This is a genomic window from Nitratidesulfovibrio vulgaris str. Hildenborough (genome assembly GCF_000195755.1).
Lineage (GTDB): Bacteria > Desulfobacterota > Desulfovibrionia > Desulfovibrionales > Desulfovibrionaceae > Nitratidesulfovibrio > Nitratidesulfovibrio vulgaris.
On record NC_002937.3, the window covers coordinates 708,886 to 734,286 of the forward strand.

Below are 25,401 nucleotides of genomic sequence, written 5' to 3' on the forward strand. Positions count from 1 at the left end.
CTTGCCTTGGCGTGCCAGGAACCTTCATGGATGGCGAATCCCTTTCCTCTGTTCGTCCGTGGTGCAATTAATCCTGTGCACCCTCCGTTATGTCTTCCGGTCTCCCCGTTCAGGTGCGTCCCTCACGTGGTTCCCGTACGCCCACTAGATAAGTCGGTTGTGCGTCATGTCAATGTCTGGCGCGACAAGAGTTGTAACCGTCTGTATCCATGGTCAAAAAAGATGGCTTCCAGGCGCGGCACAGAGAGGGGAGAGGTGGCTGTGCACTCATTGCCTGGGGCTTGCCCCGTTGCCTGTTCGGTATTTCAGAAAGGTGTTGACTTGTTCGCTCCATTTGCGTAGAAGCCGTTTCTCGCAACTGTGAACAACAGTTGTGCTGGGTGTTCCCATCGTCTAGCCGGCCTAGGACAACGGCCTTTCACGCCGTCGACAGGGGTTCGAATCCCCTTGGGAACGCCAAACGCAAGAACAGGGCCTGTGTGCAAGCACAGGCCCTTTTCGCGTCTGGTGCTGTCCGCATCCGTCGTCTACCCATGGCCGCGCATCGTCAGTGAAGGTCTGGGGGCGTGCCTGCCCCTTGTGGTGTACGGCGTGATGCCAAGGCAGCTGCAAGGCTTGCGGGACTTGCTGTCGTCCGGTCGGTTAGCGCAATCGCGCACGTCTCTCCGCGTGTGTGCTAGAGGTGCGGGTTGGCGCTTTGCGGGCGGAAGAAGAACTCGACCCGGCGGTTCAACTCGCCCGTGTCGTCATTCTCCGGGACGAGGGGGCGGGTGTCGCCGTAGCCCACGGCCTTGAGGCGACGTGGGCTGACCCCGAGGGACAGGATATGGCGGACGAGTGTCACGGCCCGCGCCGCGGAAAGTTCCCAGTGGGTGGGAAACTGGCTGCTGAACGGTTCACGCGACCCGGTGTGCCCTTCCACGATGAGGTCGTACTTGTGCTTGAGCAATATCGTGTGCACCAGCCTGATGACGGCCTCTCCATCGGGCAGCAGGCGCGCGCTGCCCGGTTCGAAGAGGGCGCGTGAGTTGACGCGCAGGTTGATGCCCCCCTCTTCGGCGCTGATGATGGCGTTCTTTGCTATCTCGGCCTGTTCGTTGACGAGTTCCTTGAGCATGCGCGCCACTTCGAGCTGTTCCTGCTCTGCGGCATCGAGCTTTTCAGTGATCAGCACCTGCGATTCGGTGGTCGGCGAAAAGGCTGCCTCGATATCCTGCGGGCGTTCCCGTTGCACACCGAAGGCATCCTGAATGGAGCCGAGCGCTGCCTGGAATTTTGCGATGTCCGTCTTCGCGAACGATAGCAGCAGGATGAAGAAGCATAGCAGCAGCGACATCATGTCGGCGAAGGTGACGATCCACTCGGGAATGTCGCCCCCGCCGCCATCGCCGCCGTCATCCCCTCCTCTGCGAGGTGGGGGCGGTGGTGGGGCCTGTGTCGGTTCGGCCATGCGTCATTCCTTCGGGCGGAGATTGGGTGGCAGGAAGGCCATGAGTTTCTCCTTCACCAGTTGGGGATGCTCGCCGTTGAGGATGGAGAGCACTCCCTCCATCTTGAGCTGCATCATGAACTGCTCGTCGAAGGAGCGCTCTTCGAGTTTCTTCGCCATGGGCAGGAACATGAGGTTCGAAAGAACCGCCCCGTAGAAGGTGGTGAGCAGGGCGACGGCCATGGCGGGGCCGATGCTGGCGGGGTCGGAGAGGTTCTGGAGCATGTTCACGAGGCCGACCAGCGTCCCGATCATGCCGAAGGCGGGCGCTGCGGAGCCCAGCCCCTTGAAGACGGCCTGACCGCGTCTGTGCCGTTGCTTCATGAAGTTGATCTCGGCGTCGAGCAGTGCCGTGACCTGATCCTGCGAGGAACCGTCCGCCACCATCCTGATGCCCTTCTTGAGGAACTCGTCCTGCAGGGGCACCTTCTCGAGGGCCACGAGGCTTTCACGGCGGGCGGTATCCGCCAGTTTGCAGATGTCCTCGACGGTCTGGACAGGGTTCTCCTTATTGAACTTGAAGGTTCTCATGGCGATGCCCATGGACCCGAGCACCACTTCAAGCGGGAACATGACGAGAATGGCCGTTATGGTTCCCCCGATGACGATGACCACCGAAGGGATGTCCACGAACGGCATGAGAGAACCGCCAAGGAGGATGGCGATGATGATGAGGGCAAAGCCGCCGACGATGCCGATGAGAGTCGCTATGTCCATCTATGCTGTCCGTCCTGCCGGGTGGGTTGCTACCACCGCGCCGTCGCAATACGAGAACCGTACGTTTTTCAGAAAGTCCTGATTCATCAGACGCGCCGGGCCGATGCAGATTTCGACTCCCGGGCGCACCTCACCCCGGACATCGATCGTGCATGTTTCAAGTGTCGATGTGGCGTCAAGTCTGGCCAGCAGGTCTGCAAGCTTGCGCCGCAACCTTTTCAGTGCGGCTGCATAGCGTTCTCCGCGGGCCTTCGCCTTGTCGCCCAGCCTGCCACCCCGTCCCGCCAGCTTGGCGCAGGAGAGCATGACCTCTTCGACGTGCTGTGCCTGCACTTCAAGCCTGTGCACGGCAGTGTTGAGGAACGGGTCGTAGCCTACCTGCACGCGGGTGAGTGTCGACATGCCGCCCCCCAGTCGTTCTCCAACTGTGATCGAGTCCCGTGCAGCGGTCATGCCGCCTATGAGTCGTTCAGCGACCTGTACGGATGCGTTGGACTTGATTTCATTGTGCAGGGACGAGCCCGATACGACAACATGGCTTCCGGCATGGACGATGGCGTTCTCCATGAAAGGGGCTGCCACCGTCTCCCGGACGCGAAGCCTTCCGCTACCTCCGGCCTTGACGCCTCCTCGCGCCTCAAGCCGTTCACATTCGATGAAGGCGCCTTCGATGAGGCCTTCTACCAGCAGGGAACGTGCGCGTACCCGAAAGGCCACACGTACCATTCCCCGGACGATGAGATCACCGAAATAGCGTATATTTCCCACATGGTAGGTGACATCCTCGTCCACGACAAGGGTGTCGCGCACTGCGAGCGCCCGTTCATCCCAGTCGAGATGCCCGCTTCGCGTGGCCACCACGGGCACGCCTTGCCCCTCGGTATGTTCCGTGCTTGCATCACCAAGGGCACAGCCTTCGCCTATCAGGTGCTGTGCCACCTCCGGCGAGAAGTGTTCCCCGGCGGGAACGAGCACTTCGGCTACCACATCACCCGGCGAGACCGGATGGACGAAACCCAATTCGCGGTGGTCTACCCTGCCAGCATGAATGGCCTGCGGTACCGGAGGGCGCAGGTCGCATGAGAGAGGTATCAGCACGTTCAGTGAGTATGGCATGTTACCCCGTGAGGTGAGGGTGTCTTCCTGCATGACGCATTCCTGACATCCGCAAGCAACCAGTATAGCGATATCAGTACGGTAGGCAAGAAGGGAACCATGCCCGCCTATGGGGGATAACCCGCATCCTCCGCGCGATGCATGCTGCCCCCGGGCGCTTCGTTCGCAAAGGCCCCGGGAAGGACGAACCGGTACGGCGTCCCGCAGCCGGGGCGGAGTGGGCACTCCATCTGGGCGTTCTCGACCGATGTCCCGAGGCGTCCTTCGCTGGCAGGGCCGAGGATTATCCGTCAGTCACATCAGGAAAAGGCGGTACGCCTTGAAAGGCGCGACGGCATGGGGTATTGCCCCTCATGTTCCCATGTCGCGCGTATGCGGACAGGTCGCTTCAGGCTGACGTGGGTGCCCAACCCGCCATATCAAGGACATCCCATGCCCATATTCGCCATCCATGCCCAGCCTCTCCATTGCCGCGACGTGGGAGAGGGTGTGCCCATCCTGTTCGGTCATGGCTACCTGTGGGACGGCACGCTGTGGAATGCCCAGGTCGATGCCTTGAGCGAGACGCACCGGTGCATCGTCCCCGACCTCTGGGGGCATGGTCGTTCGGGTGCGTTGCCGCCTTCCACGCGCACGATGAAAGACCTTGCCCGGGACATGCTGGCGCTTGCCGACACGCTGCGGCTGGACGACTTCGTCGTCTGCGGACACGGCATCGGCGGGCAATGGGCGCTGGAACTGGCGCTCATGGCACCCCGGCGGGTGAAGGGGCTGGTTCTCATCGGTACGTTCGCCGGGGCCGAGTCTGAAAGGGCCCGCAACGTGGCACTTGGCCTTCTTGAAAGCATGGAGCGCAGCGGCGGCATGACGCCGCCCATCCTCGATGCGCTTCTGCCATACTTCTTCACGCCGGAAATGCTGGAGGAGGACGGCCCCGTGGTGCGCGCCTTCCGCATGTCGCTGTTGCGTCTGCCCCCGGAACGTCTCGCCACGGTGCTTGAACTGGGCCGCATGATATGCCTGCGTGAAGACCGCATGCATGTGCTGCCCGCGCTCGCTTCGCGCCCCGTGCTGGTGATTGCCGGACAAGAGGACAGGCGCCGTCCCCGCGAAGAGGGCAGGCGTATGGCTGCCGCCCTCGGGGTCCGCTGCGAGGAGATACCGGGCGCAGGGCATGTACCGCCACTTGAGCAGCCTGCCGTCATGAACAGGCTCTTGCGCGATTTTCTCGTGGATTGCCGTTAGCAGACGGTCTGCAGCGGGCGCTGCCCGTGGCAGTGCGATGCAGGGCCGCGGCCCTTTGACGGCAGCCTGCCTGCCGGAGGCGACATGGACGACGCCAGCCTGCGTTCCGCCATCCTCGAAGCGGCGCAACGACACCCCCGTTCCGACGGCGAGGACGTGCTTTCCGTGCCCGGTCACGTGCTGGCGGCGTTGGCGGACGGCAGCGGCAGGCATCTCAGGCTGGTCGAGAGCATGGCCTGCACTGCTGGCGTCTGGCCCGAACGCTATCTCCGCAACACACGCCTTCTCTCCTGCGCCGAACAGGTTCGCCTGCTTGGTGCGCGCGTCTTGCTGGTGGGACTCGGGGGGCTTGGCGGACATGTTCTCGACATGCTCCTGCGCATGGGGGTGGGCACCATCGTCGGCTGCGACGGGGATGTGTTCGAAGAGAGCAACCTCAACAGGCAGTTGCTTTCCGGGGTGGACCGCGTGGGAATGCCCAAGGCCGAAGCGGCCCGGCTGCACGCCCAGGCCGTGAACCCAGCCGTCATCTTCGAGCCTGTCTGTACCTTCCTGCGGGGGGTGGACATGCATCGGCACGCGAAGGGGGCCGATGTCGTCGTGGATGCCCTTGGCGGCCTCGACGACAGGATGGCCCTGCGTGATGCCGCCCGTGCTGCGGGGGTTCCGCTTGTCACGGCTGGCGTAGCCGGGCTTTCGGGCTGGGTCGCCACCGTCGCACCGGAAGGCACCGCCCCTGCCGACCTTTTCGGACAGGGGCGTGCAGCCGAAGATGTGCTTGGCAACTTCGCCCCCACAGTGGGCCTCGCAGCCTCCCTCCAGTGTGTGCAGGTCATGCAGGTTCTCACCGGGCGTTCCGCCCCGGCGGGAATGCTGCTGTTCGACCTTTCCGACCAGACCTTCGTCTCCCTTCCCCTGGCCTGACCTACCATCACGGCGCGCCCGCCCTACCTGCCCCTGAGCGCCCCTGTGGTCTTCAGTCGTGTCCGGCGTACACTTCCTGATGGCGCACCATCGCCCTGTCATGAACGCAGCGACTGTTGCATGGCGCCGCATGTTCGTCACGAGATTCATGTATATGAAATTTGTTTGTGATGTATGTATATGCAATGCGATATCAATATGTTGTTGCGTCCATGTCTTTCAGTTGCGTTCCCGTCTGAAGGAGAGAGGTATGAGTAGGGAGCGTATGGTAGGGTGGCCCGTATATCCATGTGAGCACTACTGCAGTGAGCAGGATGATGGGTGATAATCCTACCTTGAGGCGCATATCGAATATGATATGAATGCTGCACTTCTTTGTAGTGTAAGCATGGCAATGAAGAGTGTGTGTCGTTAATCTATAAAGCATGATCGGAGTTCACCTGTGCGCATTGGAATCATGCAGAAGTTGCTTCTCCCGATAATAGGCGTTGTCATCATTGGCTTGGGAACAAGTGCATGGATCGCTTATGAAGCATCGAGTGTTGCCGTCAGTGAAGCGCTTGTCGAGCAGCAGGCTATTGCTGTCGATGCACTGAGGAGAGAGCTTTCTGGCCTCGTGGACTCCTGCAGGCGTGATGTCGAGCTGGATGCCGATTCATATGAGATCATGCGGTATTTCGCATCGCAAGATGCAGAACGGGAATCCGCGCTCGAAGCCGTGCGCCGTATGTTCGAATCGCGCATAAGCCGTAGGCCGCTACTCCAGACGTTGTCGCTGGTCGGCCCTGATGGTGCCGTGCTGGCAAGTAACAGAAAGGACGGCAATGCCATCAACGTCTCCTCCCGCGATTATTTCAGAAAGGCCATGTCAGGCGAGGTCGCCATCTCCGACGTGTTCGCCAGTGGCATCGACGGGAACCCCATCTTCGTCGTAGCGGCCCCCGTAAGGGTCTCGGGTCGCATCGCAGGGGTGGTCTACAGTGCCGTGAAGCTACAGGGGCTTTCAGAAGGTGCCGTGTCCCGTGTCAAGGTGGGCAAGCGGGGATATGCCTTCATTGCGGATGCCAAAGGTCGTGTCCTGGCTCATCCCCGGCGCGACCTCATCATGAAGCTTGACCTCTCCACGATGGAGTGGGGGCGCGAGATGCTTGGCAAGGACGCTGGCGTGGTGCGCTATCTGTTCGAAGGGCAGGAGAAGATCGTCGCCTTCGAGCGTGAGCCTGTGACGCGCTGGATGGTTGGGGTCACGGCTGAACAGTCGGACATCTTCGACAGCATCGTCTCCATCCGCAACAGGAGCGCCTTGGCCGCTGGTGTGGTGTTGCTGTGTATCGTCGGCGTCGGGGTGTTCGTTGTACGCGGCATCTCGCAGGCCCTGGGGGAAGGGGTGCGTTTCGCCACGGACGTGGCGGCGGGGGACCTTTCGCGTGACATCAACCTGAACCGGAACGACGAACTCGGACAACTCGCCTCGGCCCTGACGACCATGGTGAAGAGGCTGCGGGAGATGATCGCCACCGCAGAGCAGAAGACCTCCGAGGCCGAAGCACAGAGCCTTGCCGCACAGGAGGCCACCCGTGTCGCCGAAGAGGCCCGCAGGCAGGCCGAAGGTGCCCGCCGCGAAGGTCTGCTTGATGCAGCGGGCCGTCTCGAAGGCATCGTCATGCGTGTCACCTCGGCTTCCGAACAGCTGGCCGCGCAGGTCGAGCAGTCTTCGCGCGGTGCCGACCTCCAGCGTGAGCGCTCGGCAGAGGCCGCCACGGCCATGGAGGAGATGACCGCCACCGTGATCGAGGTGGCCCGTAATGCCTCAGAGGCGTCGGAAAGCGCCGACAAGGCCAGACAGCAGGCCACCGATGGTGCAGGTGTCGTCCTGTCCATGGTCGAGGCCATCGGCACGGTGGACGCCCAGACGGGCGAACTGCGCGGCAGCCTCGGCACCCTTGGAGAAAGGGCCGAGGGTATCGGACAGATCATGACGGTCATCTCGGACATCGCCGACCAGACGAACCTGCTGGCCCTCAACGCCGCCATCGAGGCGGCTCGTGCCGGGGATGCGGGGCGCGGCTTTGCCGTCGTGGCCGACGAGGTGCGCAAACTGGCCGAGAAGACCATGAACGCCACTCGCGAAGTGGGCGAAGCGGTGCGCGCCATCCAGAACGGTACGCGTGACAGTATCGCCGGAATGGAACAGGCGTCCATGTCGGTGGGGCGCAGTAATGAACTGGCGGGGTTGGCTGGCGCTGCGTTGCAACGCATCGTGACGTTCGTCGAGGCCAGTGCCGATCAGGTGCGGTCCATCGCCACCGCCAGCGAAGAACAGTCCGCAGCCAGCGAACAGATAAGCCGCGGTACGGAAGAAGTGAACCGCATCGCCGCCGAGACCGCCGACGCCATGCGGCAGTCTGCGCAGGCGGTCACCGAACTCGCCGCCATGGCGCAGGAACTTCAGCAACTTATCGAGCGCCTCAAGCAGGGGTAGCTTCAGCAGATATCGTGCTGCCTGCTGGATAGACACGGAACGCCCTCCATCCTCACCGATGGAGGGCGTCTTGCGTCATGCCTGTGCCCCTGCGAGCCTTCGTCCCTCGTTATCGCGGTGTCCGTGCAGGCACGGGCCTGCTGCCTCGTCGGCATTCGTCATGCCTGTGACCGGACGGGCACCGCCTTTGAAGGGGGCTGCGAACGGGCCTAGTCCGCCGTCTCGTCCGCTTCCGCGTCCGAGGTGCTCTCGGCGGTATGTTCCGGGTTGCCATGTTTGCGGTCGGTGACCAGCAGCAGGCTGAGGTAGTGGGGATGTTCGGGGGCCGCGTGGAGGTCGCGGGCGACCACCTCTCCCTCCATGCCGAGGCGCGACACGAACACGGTGTCGCGTGTGGCTTCATGGCTGGCAAGCATGGTGCGTATCGAACTGAAGTTGCGATACGCCTTGAGGATGACAGCGTTGTCGGCCCGCGTGAGGGCGGTGTCCAGCCGTGCGGCGTCCTGTATGCCTGCAAGCAGGAGCAGGTTCTCGCCCGATTCGCAGAGGATGGTGCGGGTCTTGGCTGCTGCGGCCTGATAGGAGGTCACACCCGGTATGACCTCCACCGGCAGGTCGGGTGCGAGTGCCGTGAGTGTGCGCAGCAGATAGCCGAAGGTGCTGTAGATGAGCGGGTCGCCAAGCGTGAGGAAGGCCGCGTTCCGGCCCGTACGCAGCACCGCTTCGACGGCGTCGGCATTGGCCTTCCACGCGGCGGTGAGCACGGACTGGTCACGGGTCATGGGAAAGTCGAGCCTTTCGATGGTCACGTCGTGCCGCAGGTGGGGGCGGGCGATATCGAGGGCTACGGAGTAGTCGTTGCGCGACGATGCGGCGGCGAAGACCACATCGACCCTGGCGAGGGTCGAGACGGCGCGCAATGTCAGAAGGTCGGGTGCGCCGGGGCCGACGCCGATGCCGTAGAGTGTTCCGGGTTGCATATCAGTTCCTTGCGGTCGTTGTATTCGTGTCGAATGCGGCAGGGTGGAGAAAGCGGGCCAGTTGTTCCACGGCCTCGACGGAACGGGGGCCGGGGCGTGAGAAGGCATGTTCGTCCACCTTGAGCACACGCCCGTCGCGTATGGCGTCAAGGGCGGTGAAGTGGGGGCGCTGGTCGGGGGCGACGGGGGTCGGGTTCATGGGGCCGTACTGGTAGACGTAGGCATCCGGCGCCATGCGAAGCAGTTCTTCCTCGTTCAGGCGGACGACCCGTCCGGGCTGCTGGACGGCGTTGACCCCGCCAGCACGGGTGATGATGTCGTTGACGATGGAATCGGCCCCGGCAGCCAGCAGGTTGGGGTAACGCACCTCGAAGACCACGCGTGGCGGATGCTGTGTGTGGTCCTTGCCGTCGGCTGTCCCTGTGTCGTGCGGCTGGCGTGCGATGGCCCCCGCCACGGTGTCGAGGCGTGCCGTCCATCGGGCTTCGAGGGCGGCGGCATCCTGTTCCGCCCCTGTGAGCGTCCCCATGCGATGCAGCACGGAGAAGAGGTCGCCGAACGAGGCGACCCTGAACACGGCGACGGGAATGCCGAGGGCGCGCAGGGCGTCGACGGAGGTTGCCGCCTCGCGTCGTCCCTCCATCTGGAGGATGAGGTCGGGTGCCAGCCCCGCGACGAGTTCAGGGTTCGGACGCATGTGCGTGCCTATGGCAGGGAGTCCGGCGAGGGCGGGAATCGCTTCGTCGGCATCCGTGCGGGCGACGATGCGCCCACTCTGCCCCATCTCCACCAGAATCTCGTTGAACGCCCCGTACAGGGCGATGATGCGCCGCGCAGGGGCTTCGAGCGTGATGACGGTCCCGGTGTCGTCGGTGCAGGAGACGGGCGCGGCCTCACATGGCGCGGTGTGCAGCACCATGAGGCACACCAGCAGCACCCACACCCGGAACGATGCTCGCCTGTGGTGTGCCGGTGACGGGGTGCGGGTGGACGGTGATGCGCGTCTCATAGATGGCGGATAGGGCTTGTTCATCGAAGACCTGTGCGACAGGCCCGTCGAGGACGACCCTGCCCGATTTGAGAAAGACCAGCCGCGTACAGTACAGGGCGGCGAGATTGATATCATGGATGGCCGCCACGATGCGCAGCCCGTGCCGGTGGCGTTGGGCCAGCAGGTCGAACACCTCCACCATGCGGGCGACGTCAAGCCCGGCAGTCACCTCGTCGAGAAGCAGCGTGTCGGTGTCCTGCGCCAACGCCCGGGCCACGAGCACCCGTTGCAGTTCCCCCCCCGAGAGGGTGGCGGCACTGCGGCGCGCGAGGTGGGCTGTGCCGGTGGCGGCAAGGGCGGCCGCGGCCGCGTCATGGTCGACGGCCGTGTACCCCCGAAGCGGCCCCGTGTGCGGGTAACGTCCCATGAGGACGAGAGAGAAGGCGTCCACATCCGGGATGACCTCGGGGCGTTGCGGTACGGTGGCGATACGCCGTGCACGTTCGCGCGGGGCCATGGCGGCAAGGGGCGTGCCGTCCAGAAGCACGTCACCGCCACGGGCAGGCAGGACACCGGAAAGGGCGAGCAGCAGCGTCGTCTTGCCGCTGCCGTTGGGGCCGAGAAGCCCGACGAGTTCGTCTTGCGCGATGCGAAGGTCGATGCCGTGCAGCACCTCCGTCTGCGCATACCCCGCATGGAGAGCACGACATTCCATCATGGGCGTTCCCGCCGTTGTTCGCGTTGCAGCAACAGGCAGAAGAACGGCCCGCCCACGAGGGCGGTGACGACCCCCACAGGCAGTTCAGCACCGCCGGAAAGCAGCGTGCGGGCCACTACGTCGGACCATAGCAGCAGGATGCCGCCCCCGAACCACGCCCCGATGAGCAGCGGGCCGTGCGCCGCGCCAAGCACCAGTCGCAGCAGGTGCGGTACCACGAGTCCGACGAAGCCGATGACCCCCGAGACGGCGACGCAGCCTGCTGTGATGCAGCTGGCCCCGCACAGGAGCACGCAGCGCACGTAGCCCGTCCTCATGCCCAGTTGACTCGCCTGCGTGTCGCCGAGGGCGAGCACGTCGAGGTCGCGCGCATGGCGCACGACGGCGGCAAGTCCGAGCACCAGCGGCGGCAGCAACACGGCGGTATGCGCCCAGCCACGGCCTTGCAGGCTGCCCATGATCCAGAAGACGATGCTCGATACCGACTCCTCGTCCAGCGCCTTCACGAGTGATACCAGCGCGGCGAGAAAGGTGGAGACCACCACCCCGGCGAGCACGACCGTCTCGCGGCGGAACGACCCGGCTGCCGTGCCGAGAAGCAGGACGAGCGACAAGGCGGCGAACGCACCGAAGAGCGCAGCCGGGGTCACCACGCCGAGCCCCGCCACGAGGGCGGGGGCGACAGCAGCGGGCAGGGTTACGCCAAAGCTGATGGCGACGCTGGCGCCGAGGGCCGCGCCGCTGGAGACGCCGAGCGTGAAGGGGTCGGCGAGCGGGTTGCGCAGCACGCCTTGAAAGACGACCCCTGCCATGGCGAGTCCGCCACCGACCAGCAGCGAGAGGCAGACGCGTGCGAGGCGGATGTCCCCCACCACCAGAAGGCGTATGGGGTCCACATGGCCGGATACGGGGACACCCGCCGCTGCACCGAGCAGACGCATGACCTCAGCAGGGCCGATGTCGAACGGCCCGAAGAGGCAGGCTGCGGGCACGGAGAGCAGCCAGAGGGCGGCCCCCAGTGCCAGCGCGGTGCGGCGGCGGATGCGTGACATGCTAGTTCAGACGGGCCAGTGCGTCGTCGAGGTGACGCAGCCAGATGGCTGCCACTGCGTCGGACTCGGCGGTGCCGTGCAGTACGGGCTTGGCCTCGATGCCCCGTCTGGCAAGCTGACTGGTCCACGAGTCGTCCTCGTCACCCGCCATGTCGTTGCGGGCGTGGTCGCCGGCGACGGCCATGAGCGGCATCAGCCACACGCGCTTGGCCTTGCGCACATCGAGTTCGGCCATGACGTTGTCGAACGAGGGCGAGCCTTCGACGGTGCCGACCAGCAGGTCGGGGTCGAGACGCCACAGGTAGTATTGCAGGCCGGGGTAGCAGATGTCGGCCGGGTGCGGGGTGCCGTGGCCCATGAAGACCACGGGTTCGCCGGGCTTGCGGTCGGCGGGCAGGCTGGCGACGAGGGCTTCGGCCACGGCTTCGGCATCCGCGGTGGTGCCGATGAGGGGCAGGCCGACACTCACGCGGGTAAGGCCCTTGGGTAGGCCCTGAAAGGCGTGTGCGGTCTCAAGCAGGCCGTGGAATTCCTCACCGGGGATGGTGTGCAGACTCTGCACGGCCACATGGGTGAAGCCCTCTTCAGCCATGCCCGCCAGCGCCTCGGCGGGCGACGGTGCGGCGATGCCCTCCGCACGCAGTTTGGCGCGGATCATCTTGGCGGTATAGGCCCAGCGGACGGGGATGTCTGGGTGTGCGGCACGAACCCTGTCACCCATCTTGTCGAGCGCGGGGCGGGCCTCTTCGACGCTGGTGCCGAAGGCGACGAGCAGTATGCCCGTCTTCTGGGCCTTGGGCGCTCCATGCCCGGCGAAAGCCGGTGAGCAGGCGAGGATGATGAGGCAGGAGAAGACGAGGCAGAGAAGCCTCGTGACCATGGGATGGCGAGACATGGCAACCTCCAGGGAGGTTGGCGGGCAATTGGCGTGGACGGCAGGACGGATGACCACAGGGCTGCGCGCCGGGCGCGGCATGTGTCGGGTCGCCACCGTGGGCCCGGTCGGACAAAAGCCCCGTTGTCGCCGGGCATGGCATCGGACGTGTCAGGCAGGTCTTCCGGCTCACCCGACCTGCTCCGGCCTTCCCGGACGGTCGTCCAGTGGCACACGGGGGAGAAGGTCTTTTATGGGCTTACGGCGGCGGGTCCGCTCCCGATTCACACGGGATTCCCTATCAAGCCGCTCAGGGCACCTGACTCGTGCGGCATAGGCCGTAGGTGGACGACGTGTCAAGCATGCTGCCGTGTGCGCCGGTCGCGACAGTGTCGTGCCTGCGTGAAGCCGCGGGCTTCGGGCATGTGCCCCGGCCTAGACATGCCGTGGGCCTATGGCAGAGTGCCCCGCGGGTCTCGGCGTCAGGGGTACCATCAGGAGGGGCACCATGGGACATCGGGGGCCATCGGGGGGGCGTTGTGGGGGCCTGTCCGGCCGGGGTGTCGTCATCCCGTCTGAGGCCTCCCGGCCTGAGGGCGACGTGGCAGGTGCGGCTGGTCGGTGACAAGGGCGCGGGTGGCGGCCGGTCAGGCGAAGGCCAGCCACGCTGCCGTGACCACCACCACCGAGGCGATGCGAAGCAACTGGCTTTGCACGAGCAGCGAAAGGCCCAGTGCGGGCGTGAAGATGCCCGCATGTGCGGGAAACTGGTGGCGGATGGCCCGAAGCGGCGTGGCGATGATGCCGCCGATGATGAGGGCGAGTACCGTCTCGCGTGTGGTGAGACTGCCTGCCGCAAGCAGCGCGCCTGCCGCCGCCACCCCGGAAGAGAATTCCGAAGCCACCGAGAACACCAGCACCCCTGCCGCCTCGACGGGAAGGAACCCGTCGGTGAGCCAGTGGGCAGTGGCGTTGCGCAGGACGTCGAACACACCGCCCTGATGCAGGGCGTACATCAGGAGGTAGGTGGGGGCGGTGAAGAGCACAAGGCGTGTCAGCCTCATGCGGAACCGTTCGGCGAACGGGCGCAGGGTGCGAGTGCGTGGTGTGTGGTGCGTCCGGGGTGCTTCACCGGCTGTATGGGGCATGGTGGTCAGCCGTGTGGCGACCAGCACGCCCACTGTGCGAAGCAGGGCCGCCAGTCCGTTGATGGCGAGATAGGTGACCCCCGCGCCCCGCGCCAGCGGGGTGACGATGAAGAACGTGGTGGGCAGGTGCAGCAGGAAGACGGGAAGCCCCGTACCCATGAGGTAGCCGAGGCGCATCTCCCGCAGGGTTATCCTGCCCTCCCGATAGGCCTCCATGAGCAGGGAGTTGGCGGCGGCGGCAGAGAGAAAGGCGGTGGTGAAGGCCGCCCCGCAGGCTTCGGGCAGCCTGCCCCACCGCATGACCGGCGAGGCGAGGCGGGCGAGCATGGGGGCCCAGCCCCCCCCTTCGATGGCAAGCCCTGCGGCAAGTCCTGCGGCAAGCGACAGCAGCATGACGCCCAGCGGCCTGACAAGCGCGGGCCACGCCCGTGACCATGCCAGCAGCGCGGGGTCGCGCAGAAGCAGGAACGTCAGCGCACCGCCGCCCACGCAAAGGCAAAAGGCAAGGGCGGCCCGGTTTCCGGCGTTGCGGCGGCGTGTCGTGGCCCGGGGGGGCTGTGCAGTCGTGGGGTGGGGGCTATGGGACATGATTCTCCACGGAGGCGTTCCGGCGTGCTTTCGGTTCGTCCCGTCTGATAGGCCGACAGGGGCGGGCAGGCAAGCCTAACCTGTGGCGTTCGGCGGGCATGAGGGGTAGAATCATCGAAGTCCCTTTCAGGAGAGAACCGTGTCGCAAAGCAAGATACTGCTCGAATCCGGCACCAACGAACTGGAGATCGTCGAATTCTACATCGACGAGCCCGGTTATCGCGGTCATTACGGCGTCAACGTCGCCAAGGTGCTTGAGATCATCCGCAAGCAGACGGTGACGGCATTGCCCGAGATGCCGCATCCTGCGGTGCTCGGTGCCTTCGCGCACCGGGGGGGCCGCATCATCCCTCTGGTCGACCTCGCGGCCTACCTCGGCAAGCCCCTGAGCGACGACGCGGCCCAGCGCAAGATCATCATCACCGAGTTCAATCAGGTGGTGACGGGGTTTCTCGTGTCCGGAGTCACGCGCATCCATCGCATCAGCTGGATAGATGTGGAGGCACCGGGGCGTTTTCTGCAGGGGATGAGTTCCAGTTCCATCACGGGGGTCGTGAGGCTTGAGGGGCGTGTGGTCTTCCTGCTGGACATGGAGAGCATCGTTGCCGAGATGCACCCCGACCTGTCCATCCGCATGGGGCGGACACGCGCGACTGCGCAGGAAGCGCCGATGCGGCGCTATACGGTCTTGCATGCCGACGATTCAGGCTCGGTGCGCAAGCTGGTGCGCAACCTTCTCGAAGCCAGCGGACGTTTCGAGGTGTTGCAGGCGGATGATGGGCAAGGTGCGTGGGAGATGCTCGAAACCCTTCGCGCAGAGGCCGAGGGGCGGGGGCAACGCATCGCCGACGTGGTTCAGGCGGTCATCTCTGACATAGAGATGCCGCGCCTCGACGGGCTCACCCTGTGCCGCCGCATCAAGGAGGATGTCGCCTTGCGTGTGCTCCCCGTGGCACTGTTCTCCTCGCTGGTCACCGACAAGCTTGAACACAAGGGGCGTTCGGTGGGGGCTGATGCCCAATTCGCCAAGCCCGACTTGCAGCAGTTGAGCGAGCGTCTGCTTGAACTGCTGGGCGAGACTCCTGCTTGACCGTATGGAAGGCATCCCCTTGGCGGCATATTGCGTCTGTCTGCCTTTCGGGGGCTGCCATCGGCTGAATCATCCCTTTGAGTCATCCCTCCGGATGACGCCCCGCATCATACCCCGTTCCCTCTGGCGGGTTGCGCCGTGTCCGCCGCCGTGTCCCTTGGGTGGGGCTGCGCAGAACCCCGGTAGCGGGGACGCATGCCGCCGCCATGCCCGTTGCCGGATTCCTGTCTCTCTTCTGTAATGTTAAATGCGCGCCATCCTTGCGGATGACGCGCATTCCATGCCGCCTAGGCACAGTTTGCTGCCGTTCTGGCAGCGACGGACATGTTTGTCATGTCCGCACCCTGTCGCCGTCTACTTTGTCCGGAGTGCACGGCGACAGGGTTCTGGGCTCCGACCGACCTGCCCAGTATGTTGGCATCTATTTACCAAGAAGCGTGCCAAGCCTCCGGTTCGTGTAAAAAGTGTTTGGTTTTGCAGTGTTGTCGTTGTGTTGCCGTGGTGCTGCCAACGCGTGGCGAGATTAATCCGCAATAGAGGAATAGTATTCCGCGATTGCGGATATGGATGTGCGCTATTCCGTAATCACAGAAAAAGAGGGGATGACACTTCAGCTTCTGGCCCGTTGCGTCCGCTTCCTGCGAGGGGTCTCGAATCCATAACGCCTTAACATCTCATACAGATGTGACCGCGAAAGGCCGGACAGGGTACAGGCTTCGACGGTGTCGCCGTTGCAGCGCCGCATGAGCTCATTCAGGTAGTCCACGCACAGCGCGTCACGGAAGGCGAAGAATGGAGGCAAGGGCACGTCGGAAGCGAATCCGGCTGTCGGGCCGTCAGAGAGAGGGGTTGTCCGGAGGCGGACAGGGGGATGTCCGTCCGGCGAGACATCTGTCGTGCCCCCCGGTGAGACCGGCGGGGTGGCCTCTTGCAGGGGGCTTTGCCGATTGTTGTCGGGCGCGGCGGGCGCGGTGTCCAGCCTTCGGGCAAGAGGTGTCATCGCCGTCAGTGCATGAGCGTCATGAGTCGCGGTCACGGCGCGGGAGGTCTCGGTTACCTGACCGAAACCGCCCGGTGCAGCCGGTCTCTGGGCGGGGCCTGTGCCACTGACGAGGGCGGGGCGCTGGCCCGACATGCCTCGTGCGATGCTCACCCGGACGTGTTCGGGCAAATGACGGGCGAAGAGTTTCGGTGCGTCCTGCGCCGCAAGCACGGCCCTTTCGAGGGTGTGCACGAGTTCGCGCACGTTGCCGGGCCAGCGGTAGGCGCGAAGCGCTTCGTGCAGGTCGGGCGATACCTGTTTTGCGGGTAGCCCGTACTTCTTGCAGATGCGGGCGAGGTAGTGCCCGGTGAGGGCGAGGATGTCGTCAGGGCGTTCACGTAGTGGAGGAATGGAGATGACCACGGTCCGCATCCGGAAAAGCAGGTCGCTGCGGAACAGCCCCTTGTCGCTCATGGCTTCAAGGTTGCGATTCGTGGCGCATATCAGTCTGAAGTCGCTCGTGATCTCGCTGCGTCCCCCTACGGCCCTGAACCGCTGTTCCTGCAAGACGCGCAAGAACATCTTCTGGGTCGCGAGCGGAAGTTCACCCACTTCGTCGAGAAACAGCGTGCCACGGTGCGCCTGAAGGACGAGTCCGTCCCGGTTGGCGTCGGCCCCCGTGAAGGCGCCCTTGCGATGCCCGAAGAGAATCGACCCGGCCAGTGTCCGTGGCAGCGAGGCGCAGTCGACGGTGATGAACGGCGAGTCGGCACGGTGGCTGTTCTCGTGAACGGCGCGGGCGAAAAGCTCTTTGCCCACACCGGTCTCTCCCACGATGAGGGTCGCGGCGTCACTGGCCGCGGCTTCGGCCACATCGTCGAGGCACCGTCGCAGCCCGCGGCTGGACCCCACGATGGCGTGCTTGAGGATGGAGGGCCCGCGTCTGTCGGGGGGTCTGTCCCGGTAGTCCAGTGCGCGCAGTAGCGGCAGCACCACCCTGTCCACGGGGGCGGGCTTGCAAAGCCATTCCCATGCACCCCCCCGGATGGCCTTCTCGGCCGTGTCGGGGTTGCCTGCCGCACCTGTCACGATGACCTCGGGGGCGGAGGGCAGGGCGCGAAGCCCCGCAAGGGCTTCAAGCCCGCAGCCGTCGGGCAGGCTGGCGGCGAGGTAGATGACGTCCGCCTCCGTGGCTGCCAGAAGTCCTTCCGCCAGCGTGGGTGCGTGACGCGAGGTGTGGCCGAGTCCGGCGGCGAAGTCGGCCACCAGTTGGGCGAACGCCGGGTCGCCGTCTATGACCAGCACGTGGGCCATGCGTTCTCCGTGGTCCCTTGTCAGGCGCGAATGTAGATGCCGGGGCCGATGTCGGCAGATGCACAATGCAACACGCCAGCCATGCCGGGGTGCAGACGGTCGACCGTCTCGCCTCTGTGGTTCTCGAGGCGGTAGGTGCCGGGCAGCAATTCGGGGCGTCTCATACCGGGCAGGAGTACTTCGGCGATGGACGTGGCCTTCCACGGTGAACGCACGGAGACATGCCACGCGCCGTCACCTGCGGGGGCTTCGACCCGGGCCACAAGGGGGTGGCGTACGGCGTCATGCGGCAACCCTCGGTGGCAACGGCGCCCGCCACCGAGGAAGAACCCGGTGGTCAACGGGCGCGAGGCGCAGTTGAGCAATTCGAAGATGTAGTCGTCGCCACGCGAGGTGCGCCGCGCCACATCGTCGATGGCCGTGCGATAGACGTCCACGACCTGCGCCACATAGCCGCCGCTCTTCATGCGTCCTTCGACCTTGAGCGCCGCCATGCCCACGCGTGCGAACCAGTGCGCATAGCGGACGAGGCAGAGGTCTTGCGGGGCCCAGAAGCTGCTGTGGAAGGGCCCGTCTTCGACCACTTCCCATGCCACCTCGCCGGGGCGTGTCTTCTCTTCGACGGCGAGGGCGACGCCCTTGTATTCGAAACGGCAGGGGTGGGTGCAGGCCCCGAGGTTGGCGGAACGGTTGTTGAGCCATGCGGAGAGCAGGCACCGTCCCGAAAGGGCGAGGCACTGCGCCCCATGGACGAAGGCTTCGAACTCCATGCCGGGCGACGATTCCACAAGACGGCGCATGGTGCGCATGTCGAGTTCGCGGGCGAGGTTCACGCGGGTGACGCCCATGTCGCGCCAGAAGGCCACCGCCGCGCTGTTGGCGGTGTTGGCCTGCGTCGAGAGATGAAGCGGCAGCGACGGGCAGTGGCGGCGGGCCAGCAGCACGACGCCGGGGTCGGCGACGATGAGGGCGTCGACGCCCGCATCGGGCAGGCGTTCGAGTTCGTCGATGATGGCCGGGAGGTGCTCCTCGCGCGGCAGGACGTTGAGGCAGTAATAGACGGCGGCATTGCGGGCGTGAGCGTCGCGCACGGCACTGATGAGGGCGTCGCCGGTGAAGCCTCGGGTCCCGGCACGCAGGTTCAGGGCCGGGCCGCCAAGGTAGACGGCGTCGGCCCCGTAGCGGAGGGCGGCGTCGAGTTGTTCACGGTCGCCTGCCGGGGCGAGCAATTCGGGTAGGTGGGGCATCGTTTCGTAGTATGGTGTTGCTGTGCGGTGCCCGGCTGGTCAGACGGGCAGGCCGCGTTCGCGCCGGTGGCGCTTGAGGTTGTCGAGCACATGGGTGGTCACGCGCAGTCCGCCGCGTCCCCGGCCTAGCGAAATGGCGGGCTTGGCCTTGCCGTGGTAGTCCGAACCGCCGGTGAGCACCAGCCCGTGCCGGTCGGCGATGTCCACGCAACGGCGCTCGTCCTTGTGGGAATGCTCGCTGTGGTAGGCTTCGATGGCGTCAAGCCCCGCGACCTTGAGGTCGGCCACGGTGTCGTCGAGCCATTCTTCCGGGCAGCGCAAGAGCATGGGGTGGGCGATGGCCACCGTTGCGCCGCATGAGGCGAGCAGTCGCACGCCTTCGGCTGGTGAGAAGACCTTCTTGGGCGCGTAGGCCGGGGCACCGGGGCCGATGAAGCGGTCGAAGGCCTCTTGCGGAGTGCGGATGTAGCCATGCCTGAGCAGGGCGAGGGCGATGTGCGGGCGCCCCACCGAGACGCCACCGGAAAGGGCACGCACCTCTTCGTAGGTGATGTCCATGCCGAGCGTGCGCAGATTGTCCACGATACGCTCGTTGCGTTCGTTGCGGTGTCTGCGCAGTTCCTTCATGGCGTCGAGAAGTGTCTCGGGTTTTTCGGGCAGCCAGAGGCCGAGGATGTGTATCTCGCCATATTCGCTGCGCACGCCGAGTTCGCAGCCTCGCACGACCTCGATGCCCGTCTCGTGGCCCATGGCTACGGCCTCGTCGAGACCCGCCACGGTGTCGTGGTCGGTGACGGCGACGGCGGCAAGACCCGCCTCTGTGGCCTTGCGGACGAGGTCGGCCGGGCTGTCGCTACCGTCGGATGCCGTGGTATGGGTGTGAAGGTCGATGAAGCGGGGCGTCATGTCTCTCCCGTGTGTCGGCCTGAAGCCGGGTTTCGCGCGATGCTATGACCGGGCGCAGAGGTTGTCAACAAAGGGCGTCCGGGCTTGAGGTCGACGGGCCGACAGCGTATGAAGCTCAAAAAACCACAGGAGACGAACGTGCCCCTCAACAAGGAACTTCTCGACATTCTGGCCTGCCCCGCCTGCCGTGGCGAACTCACTCTTCTCGATGGTGAGGAAGGGCTACGCTGCCCCGCCTGTGCCGTCGTCTACCCCGTGCGTGACGAGATACCCGTCATGCTGGTGGAAGAGGCCGTTCCGGCCGAGGACTGGGAACGCGGCGAACGCACCCCGGCCAAGAGACGCTGAACGCCGCACCGTGCCGCATGGGCCGCAAGGCCTGCGCAACGGGCGGCAAGCCGCTATGGAGGCCACATGGTCATCGACTTCAGTGCCTTCTACGAACTGCCGCGCCTCATCGACCGTCTTGCGGCCGAGGGCGAGTCTTCGTTCGCCGCCTCTCGCGGTCAGGCGGTGTTCCCGCCGCTCAACATCGGCGAAGACGAGAGCGCGGTGTACGTGCGGGCGCTCATTCCCGGCGGCGACCTTTCTGCCCTCGACCTGACGCTCACCGACAAGACACTGGTGCTGCGGGGCGAGTTGCCGCCCGTGCGCGGACGCTACTACCGGCAGGAGAGGCGTACCGGGCCGTTCCAGCGGGTCGTGCTGCTCAATGTGCCCATAGACCGCGACAGGGTGCATGCCGCCATGCGCGACGGGGTGCTCGAGGTGGTGCTGCCCAAGGCGCAACAGGAACGTCTCCGTACCATCCACATCACCACACGCTAGGAGGCCGGACATGTCGCACGACCAAGATGCGCCCGACCGACCCGGGCCCGCCCATGCTGCCCATCCGTGCAGGCCCGAAGGCCCGTTGCGTTCCTGCAAGCCCTCTGCCTCGCAGCCCGCTACGGGACGGCAGGCGGGGCGGCCCCGCGTGCGTCCCGCAGCCGACCTCGTCGAACGCGAAGAGGGGTTCTTTCTCTATCTCGACATGCCGGGTGTGGCGCGAGAAGACCTTGCCGTCGACATCGAGGGGGATGAGATGATCATCTCTGCGGTGACCCGCATCGGCAGCGGTTCCAACGAACGGGTGCACGCGCTCGAATTCGGCGATGTGGAATACCATGCGGCCTTCGCCCTCTCGGACATGGTCGATGCCGAACGCATCACGGCGCAGCTTGCCAATGGCGTGCTGGTGGTCGAGATGCCCCGCCGCGAAGCAGCGCGCCCGCGTCGTATCCGCGTCGAAGTGGGCTAGCCGCTCCGTCTCGCCCAGCCTCGCCGGGGTCTTCGCACGGGGCCGACCGGAAAGCTGGTGCTGCCGCACGAAGGCGAAAGCCCGCAAGCCGGGGCCATGCGCAGGAGGTCTCCCCGCGTCCCTGCGTGACCGTAGGCGTGTGGCCTGTCGGGGGGGCAACGTGAATGGTCTGCAGTGCGGAATGCCGGGGCGGCCAGTCAGGCGTGCTACCGGGCGGCCTGCCGGGGCCGTTGTCGGGAAGTGCGGCGTCGCCTCACGTCAACGCTGTTCACCGTGACGGCGTTCGAGTTCACCCAGTGACTTTGCAAGAAGCCTGCGTTCGAGAGATGCGTGGGCGGTGGAGAGTTTCGTCTGCACGTCGGGGCCCTTGCCCTGTTGCGGGCGTTCCAGCGTAAAGGCCTCCGCAGCCCGACGGGCGAACGCCACCAGTGCGGGCACGTCTTCAATGACGGGTAGTTCTTTCTGGATGCTGTCCACAGGTTCGCGGTATTCGATGACCAGCTTGGTACGGCGCATGTCGGGCAGGAACGTGAAGCGGTAGACCAGCGTGTCTCCCGCCTGTCCTTGCACGGGGGCGGCTTCGTGCCAGACGCTGGCCCACGGGTCGCGGTCGGCGGGCAGGGTGAACGTCGCCACCTTGCCGGGCATCCCTCCCAATTCGATGGTGTCCACACGCACTTCGTGCAACCCTGAAGACACATCATGGGGCCATTGCCACTGGTCGCCCGCCTCGGCAAGGATGACCGAAAGCCTTCGCCCGTCGGTGGTGGGCTGTCCATTGCCGGAGGGGGCATAGAGGGCGTACCAGACCCGTGCCGAGGCCGTGCCCGAAGCCGTGGCCGGAGAGATGTCGGTGACGCCACCCCCCACGGCATGAAGGCCGCTTGCAGGGGAGACCACCAGCGGCGGTCTGCCTGTGGATATGAACGATTCGCCGCTGAAGCCCCGTAGCAGGGGACGGCGCGTCATGACAAGGAACACCATCGCCGCAGCGAGGGCGAACATCAGAAACGGCAGAAGCTTGGACATGGTCTCTCCGGGCTGAAGTGGCAACGGGTCGTCCCCGGCGGGCGACAGCGCATTGTGCCAATCCTCGCCGTGCTTGTCACCCCGCCGGAAGGTGTACCGCTGCGGGCTTGCGCGGGTTTCGGCTGCGTCGTATGAGGCGTGTGCCCTCGCCCTCCGGCACTACCGGGGCGAACCACAACCGGCGCACGGCGCCATGCAGGACGCAAGACCATGTCCACACGCCTTCTCATCGCATCCGACATCCACGGTTCACTGCCGCGGGCTACCTTTCTGGCAGACCTCGCGCGGGACACGGCGCCCGATAGCATCATCCTTCTGGGCGACCTGCTGTACCACGGGCCGCGCAACCCCCTGCCCGAAGGGTACGCCCCGCGTGACGTGGCGGACACCCTCAACGACTGGAAGGCCCGCATCATCGCCCTGCGCGGCAATTGCGACGCAGAGGTCGACCAGATGCTGCTGCATTTCCCCCTCGTGGAGTCGGCGTGGCTGTTCGTGGACGGGCTGCGCATCTTCGCCAGTCACGGGCATCACAACCAGTTGCCCGATCGCTTTCCCGACCTTGCAGAGGGGGACGTCTTCCTCTGCGGGCACACCCACATCCCCCGTGCGGAGACGGTGGAGGGCCTGCATGTGTGGAATCCCGGTTCGGTGACGCTGCCCAAGCAGGGACACCCGGCTGCCTACGGTCTGTACGAGGACGGCGTGTTCAGGGTCTTCGACCTCGACGGTGCCGAAGTGCTGCGCCATGGGCCGCTTCGTGACGGCATGGCGTGATGCGGGAGTGTGCATGACGGATGTCTTGATGGACGGTATGCCGGACGTTTCCCCTGCGCTTCATGACCCGGATGGTGAAGCGACTGCCACCGTCGCCTCTGTGGCGGTACGTCCCGTAGCCGCAGCCCCCGGTGGGCAGCCTGCTGGGCCCGCTGGTGGTCAGGCTGGCTGGAACGCCGACCTCACTCCCGGACTTGTCGCACGATTGCGCCGACCGGTGCAGGTCGGCGCGCGCACGGCCCCCGGCAGCCTCTGGCTTGCCCCGCTGGCGGGGGTGGGCCATGTGGCCTTTCGTGAGGTGATCGACAACCTCGGAGGTTGCGGGCTGCTGTTCACCGGCATGTGCAACGCGCGGGCCGTCCCCACGGAGAACCCGGCACGTTCCAATGCCTTCACGTGGCGTGCGGAAGAACTGGAGCGGTGCGTCTGTCAGTTGTTCGGTGCCGACCCATCCGAGATGGCCGAGGCGGCCCGACGGGTCGAAGCCGAGGGCTTCTTCGGGGTGGACATCAACATGGGGTGTTCCGTGGCTGCCATCGTGCGGCGCGGCTGCGGTGCCGACCTGCTGCGGGACGAGGAACGTGCCGTGCGCATGGTCGAGTCCGTCCGTCGGGCCGTGGATTGCCCCGTGCTGGTCAAGTTCCGCACGGGCTGGAGTCCCGACCCGCAGGGTGCGGTGGCGCTTGCCCGCCGTTTCGAGGACGCAGGGGCCGACGCGCTGGTCTTCCATCCCCGCGTGGCCCCCGACAGGCGCACCCGCCCGCCGTTGCGCCACCACATCCGCCTCGTCAAGGAGGCGGTCGCCATCCCCGTGCTCGGCAATGGCGAGGTGTTCACGCCGGGGGACGCCGCATCCATGCTCGAGACCACGGGGTGCGACGGCATCTCGCTGGGGCGCATCGCACTGGGGCGGCCGTGGGTGTTCGCGGCGTGGACGGGCCTTGTGGACGACAACCCCGCCAGCAACCCCGACCTGTGGCGCGACATTCCGCTGGCCCTGCTGGACGCGCTGGAACGCCGCCATGCCGACCGCAAGTATGCGGCGCGCCTCTTCAAGAAGTTCCTTCTCTACTTCATCGCCAACTTCACCTATGGCAACAGCCTTCGCGGCCCCATGCTCAAAGGGGACGACCCCGCCGACCTGCGTACCGCACTCGTGGATACGCTGGCGACACTGCCTGCCATCACCCGCCGTCCCAGTGCGCTGATGTTCTGACCGCTACGGGGAGAGAGACCCGTTGCGTCAGGCGACCTTCTGTCTCTCTGTCCTGCCGCGCCCGTAGCGGACACCGCACTCCCGTGGGCAGGCCTTGCGGAGGCCCTGTCCGCACCGCCGTGGCGGGTATACATGGTCGACAATGGAAAAGGCCGGACATTTCTGTCCGGCCTTCATGGTTTCCGTCATGCCTTGGGGGTGCCGTTCTTCGTTCCCACCATCCTGTCTTCGGCGGCAGGCGGTGAGGACTTCTGCTGCACCACCTTGGCACCGGGGGCCACATCGTGGGTCACCCACACGTTGCCACCCACGATGGCACCTGCGCCGATGGTGACCCGCCCGAGGATGGTCGCCCCCGCGTAGACAGTCACGCCGTCCTGAAGGATGGGGTGGCGCGGGATGCCCTTGATGAGCGCACCGCCTCCGTCCTTGGGGAACGAGAGCGCCCCGAGGGTGACGCCCTGATACAGGCGGCAGCCGCGGCCGATGATGCAGGTCTCTCCGATGACCACGCCCGTGCCGTGGTCGATGAAAAACTCCTCGCCGACTGTCGCGCCGGGGTGGATGTCGATGCCCGTGCGCGAGTGCGCCATCTCGCTGATGATGCGCGGAATCACCGGCACGTCGAGCCTGTACAGCTCATGGGCGATGCGGTGATGGATCATGGCGTAGATGGAGGGATAGCAGAAGATGGTCTCGCCGGGGCTTTTGGCGGCAGGGTCGCCCTCATAGGCGGCCTTCACGTCTGTGGCGAGCAGTTGCCGTATGCGCGGCAGCGCCCGCATGAACTCCATGGCGGTCTCCTGCGAATGGCTTTCGCAGTTCTGACAGTCCGTGGCGTAGTCGGCGCAGGCGAAGCACCCGCCGCGGCGAACCTGTTCGGCGAGGATGCGGTAGATGGAGTCGAGGTTGGCTGCCAGGTGGTAGCGCATGGACTCCAGAACGATGTTGGACGCTCCAAAGTAGCCGGGGAAGAGTGCCGCACGCAGACGCGCCATAAGTTCGGTCAGCGCCTCCAGCGAAGGCATGGGCGAACCGTGCAGTGACTGATGGTAGACCGCCTCGTACGATTCGGGGGTACACAGGGACTCGACGATGCGTTCGAGTTCGGGCATTCCGGTGAGCGATACGGCGGTGCTGGCATCAAGCTTCTTCATGGCGTTTCCGGTCTGTTTTCGGGTTGGTGGGTGCGGGGCACGGTAGCCGCGGCCGGGGC

Annotated in this window: 23 protein-coding genes, 1 tRNA gene and 1 riboswitch; of the genes, 10 read left to right on the forward strand and 14 right to left on the reverse strand. The window is 65.5% G+C overall.

Annotated elements, in window-relative coordinates:
* Nucleotides 1-382: 382 nt before the first annotated feature.
* Nucleotides 383-459 (forward strand) — tRNA-Glu (locus DVU_RS03035).
* 217 nt (nucleotides 460-676) lie between these two features.
* On the opposite strand, the gene DVU_RS03040 is transcribed toward DVU_RS03035, so the two are convergent.
* From DVU_RS03040 to DVU_RS03050, 3 genes are read right to left on the reverse strand one after another with little or no spacing between them, the layout of a single operon-like run.
* Nucleotides 677-1,450, reverse strand: a complete 774-nt coding sequence (locus DVU_RS03040; protein WP_010937942.1) for an OmpA/MotB family protein — start codon at nucleotides 1,448-1,450, stop codon at nucleotides 677-679.
* A 3-nt stretch (nucleotides 1,451-1,453) separates the two neighbouring features.
* Nucleotides 1,454-2,206, reverse strand: coding sequence for a motility protein A (locus DVU_RS03045; protein WP_010937943.1), 753 nt, complete (start codon nucleotides 2,204-2,206; stop codon nucleotides 1,454-1,456).
* A complete protein-coding gene (locus DVU_RS03050) occupies nucleotides 2,207-3,355 on the reverse strand; it encodes a FapA family protein (RefSeq protein ID WP_010937944.1) in 1,149 nt (382 codons plus the stop codon).
* A gap of 399 nt (nucleotides 3,356-3,754) precedes the next feature.
* Here DVU_RS03050 and DVU_RS03055 point away from each other — a divergent pair, with 399 nt between their 5' ends.
* The 3 genes from DVU_RS03055 to DVU_RS03065 all read left to right on the forward strand — a co-directional run bounded on the left by DVU_RS03055 (nucleotide 3,755) and on the right by DVU_RS03065 (nucleotide 7,973).
* Nucleotides 3,755-4,567, forward strand: coding sequence for an alpha/beta fold hydrolase (locus tag DVU_RS03055; protein ID WP_010937945.1), 813 nt, complete (start codon nucleotides 3,755-3,757; stop codon nucleotides 4,565-4,567).
* An 84-nt stretch (nucleotides 4,568-4,651) separates the two neighbouring features.
* Nucleotides 4,652-5,491 carry a HesA/MoeB/ThiF family protein gene (locus DVU_RS03060; RefSeq protein ID WP_014524260.1) on the forward strand — a complete coding sequence of 280 codons (840 nt, stop codon included), beginning with the start codon at nucleotides 4,652-4,654 and terminating at the stop codon, nucleotides 5,489-5,491.
* A gap of 667 nt (nucleotides 5,492-6,158) precedes the next feature.
* The gene (locus tag DVU_RS03065) at nucleotides 6,159-7,973 is read left to right on the forward strand and encodes a methyl-accepting chemotaxis protein (RefSeq protein WP_223295134.1); all 1,815 of its coding nucleotides are present in this window, start codon (nucleotides 6,159-6,161) and stop codon (nucleotides 7,971-7,973) included.
* A gap of 209 nt (nucleotides 7,974-8,182) precedes the next feature.
* On the opposite strand, the gene cobI is transcribed toward DVU_RS03065, so the two are convergent.
* From cobI to DVU_RS03095, 6 genes are all read right to left on the reverse strand, one after another.
* A complete protein-coding gene (cobI, locus tag DVU_RS03070; protein ID WP_010937949.1) occupies nucleotides 8,183-8,953 on the reverse strand; it encodes a precorrin-2 C(20)-methyltransferase in 771 nt (256 codons plus the stop codon).
* A gap of 1 nt (nucleotide 8,954) precedes the next feature.
* Nucleotides 8,955-9,872, reverse strand: coding sequence for an ABC transporter substrate-binding protein (locus DVU_RS03075; protein WP_011792785.1), 918 nt, complete (start codon nucleotides 9,870-9,872; stop codon nucleotides 8,955-8,957).
* The gene (locus tag DVU_RS03080; protein ID WP_010937951.1) at nucleotides 9,847-10,662 is read right to left on the reverse strand and encodes an ABC transporter ATP-binding protein; all 816 of its coding nucleotides are present in this window, start codon (nucleotides 10,660-10,662) and stop codon (nucleotides 9,847-9,849) included. The genes DVU_RS03075 and DVU_RS03080 overlap by 26 nt, the downstream gene beginning before the upstream one ends.
* Entirely contained in the window at nucleotides 10,659-11,714 is a 1,056-nt protein-coding gene (locus DVU_RS03085; protein ID WP_010937952.1) for a FecCD family ABC transporter permease, read from the reverse strand. Before DVU_RS03085 ends, DVU_RS03080 begins: the two co-directional genes overlap by 4 nt.
* A gap of 1 nt (nucleotide 11,715) precedes the next feature.
* A complete protein-coding gene (locus tag DVU_RS03090; protein ID WP_010937953.1) occupies nucleotides 11,716-12,609 on the reverse strand; it encodes a sirohydrochlorin cobaltochelatase in 894 nt (297 codons plus the stop codon).
* 136 nt (nucleotides 12,610-12,745) lie between these two features.
* Nucleotides 12,746-12,926: riboswitch (cobalamin riboswitch) on the reverse strand.
* A 309-nt stretch (nucleotides 12,927-13,235) separates the two neighbouring features.
* A complete protein-coding gene (locus DVU_RS03095; protein WP_010937954.1) occupies nucleotides 13,236-14,324 on the reverse strand; it encodes a hypothetical protein in 1,089 nt (362 codons plus the stop codon).
* A gap of 139 nt (nucleotides 14,325-14,463) precedes the next feature.
* Here DVU_RS03095 and DVU_RS03100 point away from each other — a divergent pair, with 139 nt between their 5' ends.
* The gene (locus DVU_RS03100) at nucleotides 14,464-15,414 is read left to right on the forward strand and encodes a chemotaxis protein (protein WP_010937955.1); all 951 of its coding nucleotides are present in this window, start codon (nucleotides 14,464-14,466) and stop codon (nucleotides 15,412-15,414) included.
* A 610-nt stretch (nucleotides 15,415-16,024) separates the two neighbouring features.
* Here the strand turns inward: DVU_RS03100 and DVU_RS03105 are convergent.
* Genes DVU_RS03105 through DVU_RS03115 form a run of 3 tightly spaced genes read right to left on the reverse strand, consistent with a single transcriptional unit; the run spans nucleotide 16,025 to nucleotide 19,863 of the window.
* On the reverse strand, nucleotides 16,025-17,710 hold the full coding sequence (locus tag DVU_RS03105; protein WP_010937956.1) for a sigma-54-dependent transcriptional regulator: 1,686 nt from the start codon (nucleotides 17,708-17,710) through the stop codon (nucleotides 16,025-16,027).
* Nucleotides 17,711-17,730: 20 nt separating this feature from the next.
* Nucleotides 17,731-18,957 (reverse strand): peptidase U32 family protein, encoded by a 1,227-nt coding sequence (locus DVU_RS03110; protein WP_010937957.1) that lies wholly within the window; start codon nucleotides 18,955-18,957, stop codon nucleotides 17,731-17,733.
* 39 nt (nucleotides 18,958-18,996) lie between these two features.
* Nucleotides 18,997-19,863, reverse strand: a complete 867-nt coding sequence (locus tag DVU_RS03115; RefSeq protein WP_010937958.1) for a PHP domain-containing protein — start codon at nucleotides 19,861-19,863, stop codon at nucleotides 18,997-18,999.
* A gap of 138 nt (nucleotides 19,864-20,001) precedes the next feature.
* On the opposite strand from DVU_RS03115, the gene DVU_RS03120 reads away from it, so the two are divergent.
* From DVU_RS03120 to DVU_RS03130, 3 genes are all read left to right on the forward strand, one after another.
* Nucleotides 20,002-20,211 carry a Trm112 family protein gene (locus DVU_RS03120; RefSeq protein WP_010937959.1) on the forward strand — a complete coding sequence of 70 codons (210 nt, stop codon included), beginning with the start codon at nucleotides 20,002-20,004 and terminating at the stop codon, nucleotides 20,209-20,211.
* 66 nt (nucleotides 20,212-20,277) lie between these two features.
* Nucleotides 20,278-20,691 (forward strand): Hsp20/alpha crystallin family protein, encoded by a 414-nt coding sequence (locus tag DVU_RS03125; RefSeq protein WP_010937960.1) that lies wholly within the window; start codon nucleotides 20,278-20,280, stop codon nucleotides 20,689-20,691.
* 10 nt (nucleotides 20,692-20,701) lie between these two features.
* On the forward strand, nucleotides 20,702-21,163 hold the full coding sequence (locus DVU_RS03130; protein WP_010937961.1) for an Hsp20/alpha crystallin family protein: 462 nt from the start codon (nucleotides 20,702-20,704) through the stop codon (nucleotides 21,161-21,163).
* Between the two features lie 258 nt (nucleotides 21,164-21,421).
* On the opposite strand, the gene DVU_RS03135 is transcribed toward DVU_RS03130, so the two are convergent.
* The gene (locus DVU_RS03135) at nucleotides 21,422-22,192 is read right to left on the reverse strand and encodes a DUF4851 domain-containing protein (RefSeq protein ID WP_010937962.1); all 771 of its coding nucleotides are present in this window, start codon (nucleotides 22,190-22,192) and stop codon (nucleotides 21,422-21,424) included.
* A 210-nt stretch (nucleotides 22,193-22,402) separates the two neighbouring features.
* Between DVU_RS03135 and yfcE the strand changes: the two genes are divergently transcribed.
* Both yfcE and DVU_RS03145 read left to right on the forward strand, forming a co-directional pair.
* Nucleotides 22,403-22,969: a phosphodiesterase gene (yfcE, locus tag DVU_RS03140; RefSeq protein ID WP_010937963.1), complete on the forward strand. Its 567-nt coding sequence runs from the start codon at nucleotides 22,403-22,405 to the stop codon at nucleotides 22,967-22,969.
* Between the two features lie 217 nt (nucleotides 22,970-23,186).
* Complete coding sequence (locus DVU_RS03145; protein WP_010937964.1) at nucleotides 23,187-24,185, forward strand: tRNA dihydrouridine synthase; 999 nt, start codon at nucleotides 23,187-23,189, stop codon at nucleotides 24,183-24,185.
* Nucleotides 24,186-24,370: 185 nt separating this feature from the next.
* On the opposite strand, the gene epsC is transcribed toward DVU_RS03145, so the two are convergent.
* Entirely contained in the window at nucleotides 24,371-25,342 is a 972-nt protein-coding gene (gene epsC / locus DVU_RS03150; RefSeq protein ID WP_010937965.1) for a serine O-acetyltransferase EpsC, read from the reverse strand.
* Nucleotides 25,343-25,401 lie beyond the last annotated feature (59 nt).

Bases quoted from the DNA above. Each gene is read 5' to 3' on its own strand.
- DVU_RS03040 (WP_010937942.1), bottom strand. From the start codon at position 1,450: ATGGCCGAACCGACACAGGCCCCACCACCGCCCCCACCTCGCAGAGGA.
- DVU_RS03045 (WP_010937943.1), bottom strand. From the start codon at position 2,206: ATGGACATAGCGACTCTCATCGGCATCGTCGGCGGCTTTGCCCTCATC.
- DVU_RS03050 (WP_010937944.1), bottom strand. From the start codon at position 3,355: ATGCAGGAAGACACCCTCACCTCACGGGGTAACATGCCATACTCACTG.
- DVU_RS03055 (WP_010937945.1), top strand. From the start codon at position 3,755: ATGCCCATATTCGCCATCCATGCCCAGCCTCTCCATTGCCGCGACGTG.
- DVU_RS03060 (WP_014524260.1), top strand. From the start codon at position 4,652: ATGGACGACGCCAGCCTGCGTTCCGCCATCCTCGAAGCGGCGCAACGA.
- DVU_RS03065 (WP_223295134.1), top strand. From the start codon at position 6,159: ATGCGGTATTTCGCATCGCAAGATGCAGAACGGGAATCCGCGCTCGAA.
- cobI (WP_010937949.1), bottom strand. From the start codon at position 8,953: ATGCAACCCGGAACACTCTACGGCATCGGCGTCGGCCCCGGCGCACCC.
- DVU_RS03075 (WP_011792785.1), bottom strand. From the start codon at position 9,872: ATGGTGCTGCACACCGCGCCATGTGAGGCCGCGCCCGTCTCCTGCACC.
- DVU_RS03080 (WP_010937951.1), bottom strand. From the start codon at position 10,662: ATGATGGAATGTCGTGCTCTCCATGCGGGGTATGCGCAGACGGAGGTG.
- DVU_RS03085 (WP_010937952.1), bottom strand. From the start codon at position 11,714: ATGTCACGCATCCGCCGCCGCACCGCGCTGGCACTGGGGGCCGCCCTC.
- DVU_RS03090 (WP_010937953.1), bottom strand. From the start codon at position 12,609: ATGTCTCGCCATCCCATGGTCACGAGGCTTCTCTGCCTCGTCTTCTCC.
- DVU_RS03095 (WP_010937954.1), bottom strand. From the start codon at position 14,324: ATGTCCCATAGCCCCCACCCCACGACTGCACAGCCCCCCCGGGCCACG.
- DVU_RS03105 (WP_010937956.1), bottom strand. From the start codon at position 17,710: ATGGCCCACGTGCTGGTCATAGACGGCGACCCGGCGTTCGCCCAACTG.
- DVU_RS03110 (WP_010937957.1), bottom strand. From the start codon at position 18,957: ATGCCCCACCTACCCGAATTGCTCGCCCCGGCAGGCGACCGTGAACAA.
- DVU_RS03115 (WP_010937958.1), bottom strand. From the start codon at position 19,863: ATGACGCCCCGCTTCATCGACCTTCACACCCATACCACGGCATCCGAC.
- DVU_RS03125 (WP_010937960.1), top strand. From the start codon at position 20,278: ATGGTCATCGACTTCAGTGCCTTCTACGAACTGCCGCGCCTCATCGAC.
- DVU_RS03130 (WP_010937961.1), top strand. From the start codon at position 20,702: ATGTCGCACGACCAAGATGCGCCCGACCGACCCGGGCCCGCCCATGCT.
- DVU_RS03135 (WP_010937962.1), bottom strand. From the start codon at position 22,192: ATGTCCAAGCTTCTGCCGTTTCTGATGTTCGCCCTCGCTGCGGCGATG.
- yfcE (WP_010937963.1), top strand. From the start codon at position 22,403: ATGTCCACACGCCTTCTCATCGCATCCGACATCCACGGTTCACTGCCG.
- epsC (WP_010937965.1), bottom strand. From the start codon at position 25,342: ATGAAGAAGCTTGATGCCAGCACCGCCGTATCGCTCACCGGAATGCCC.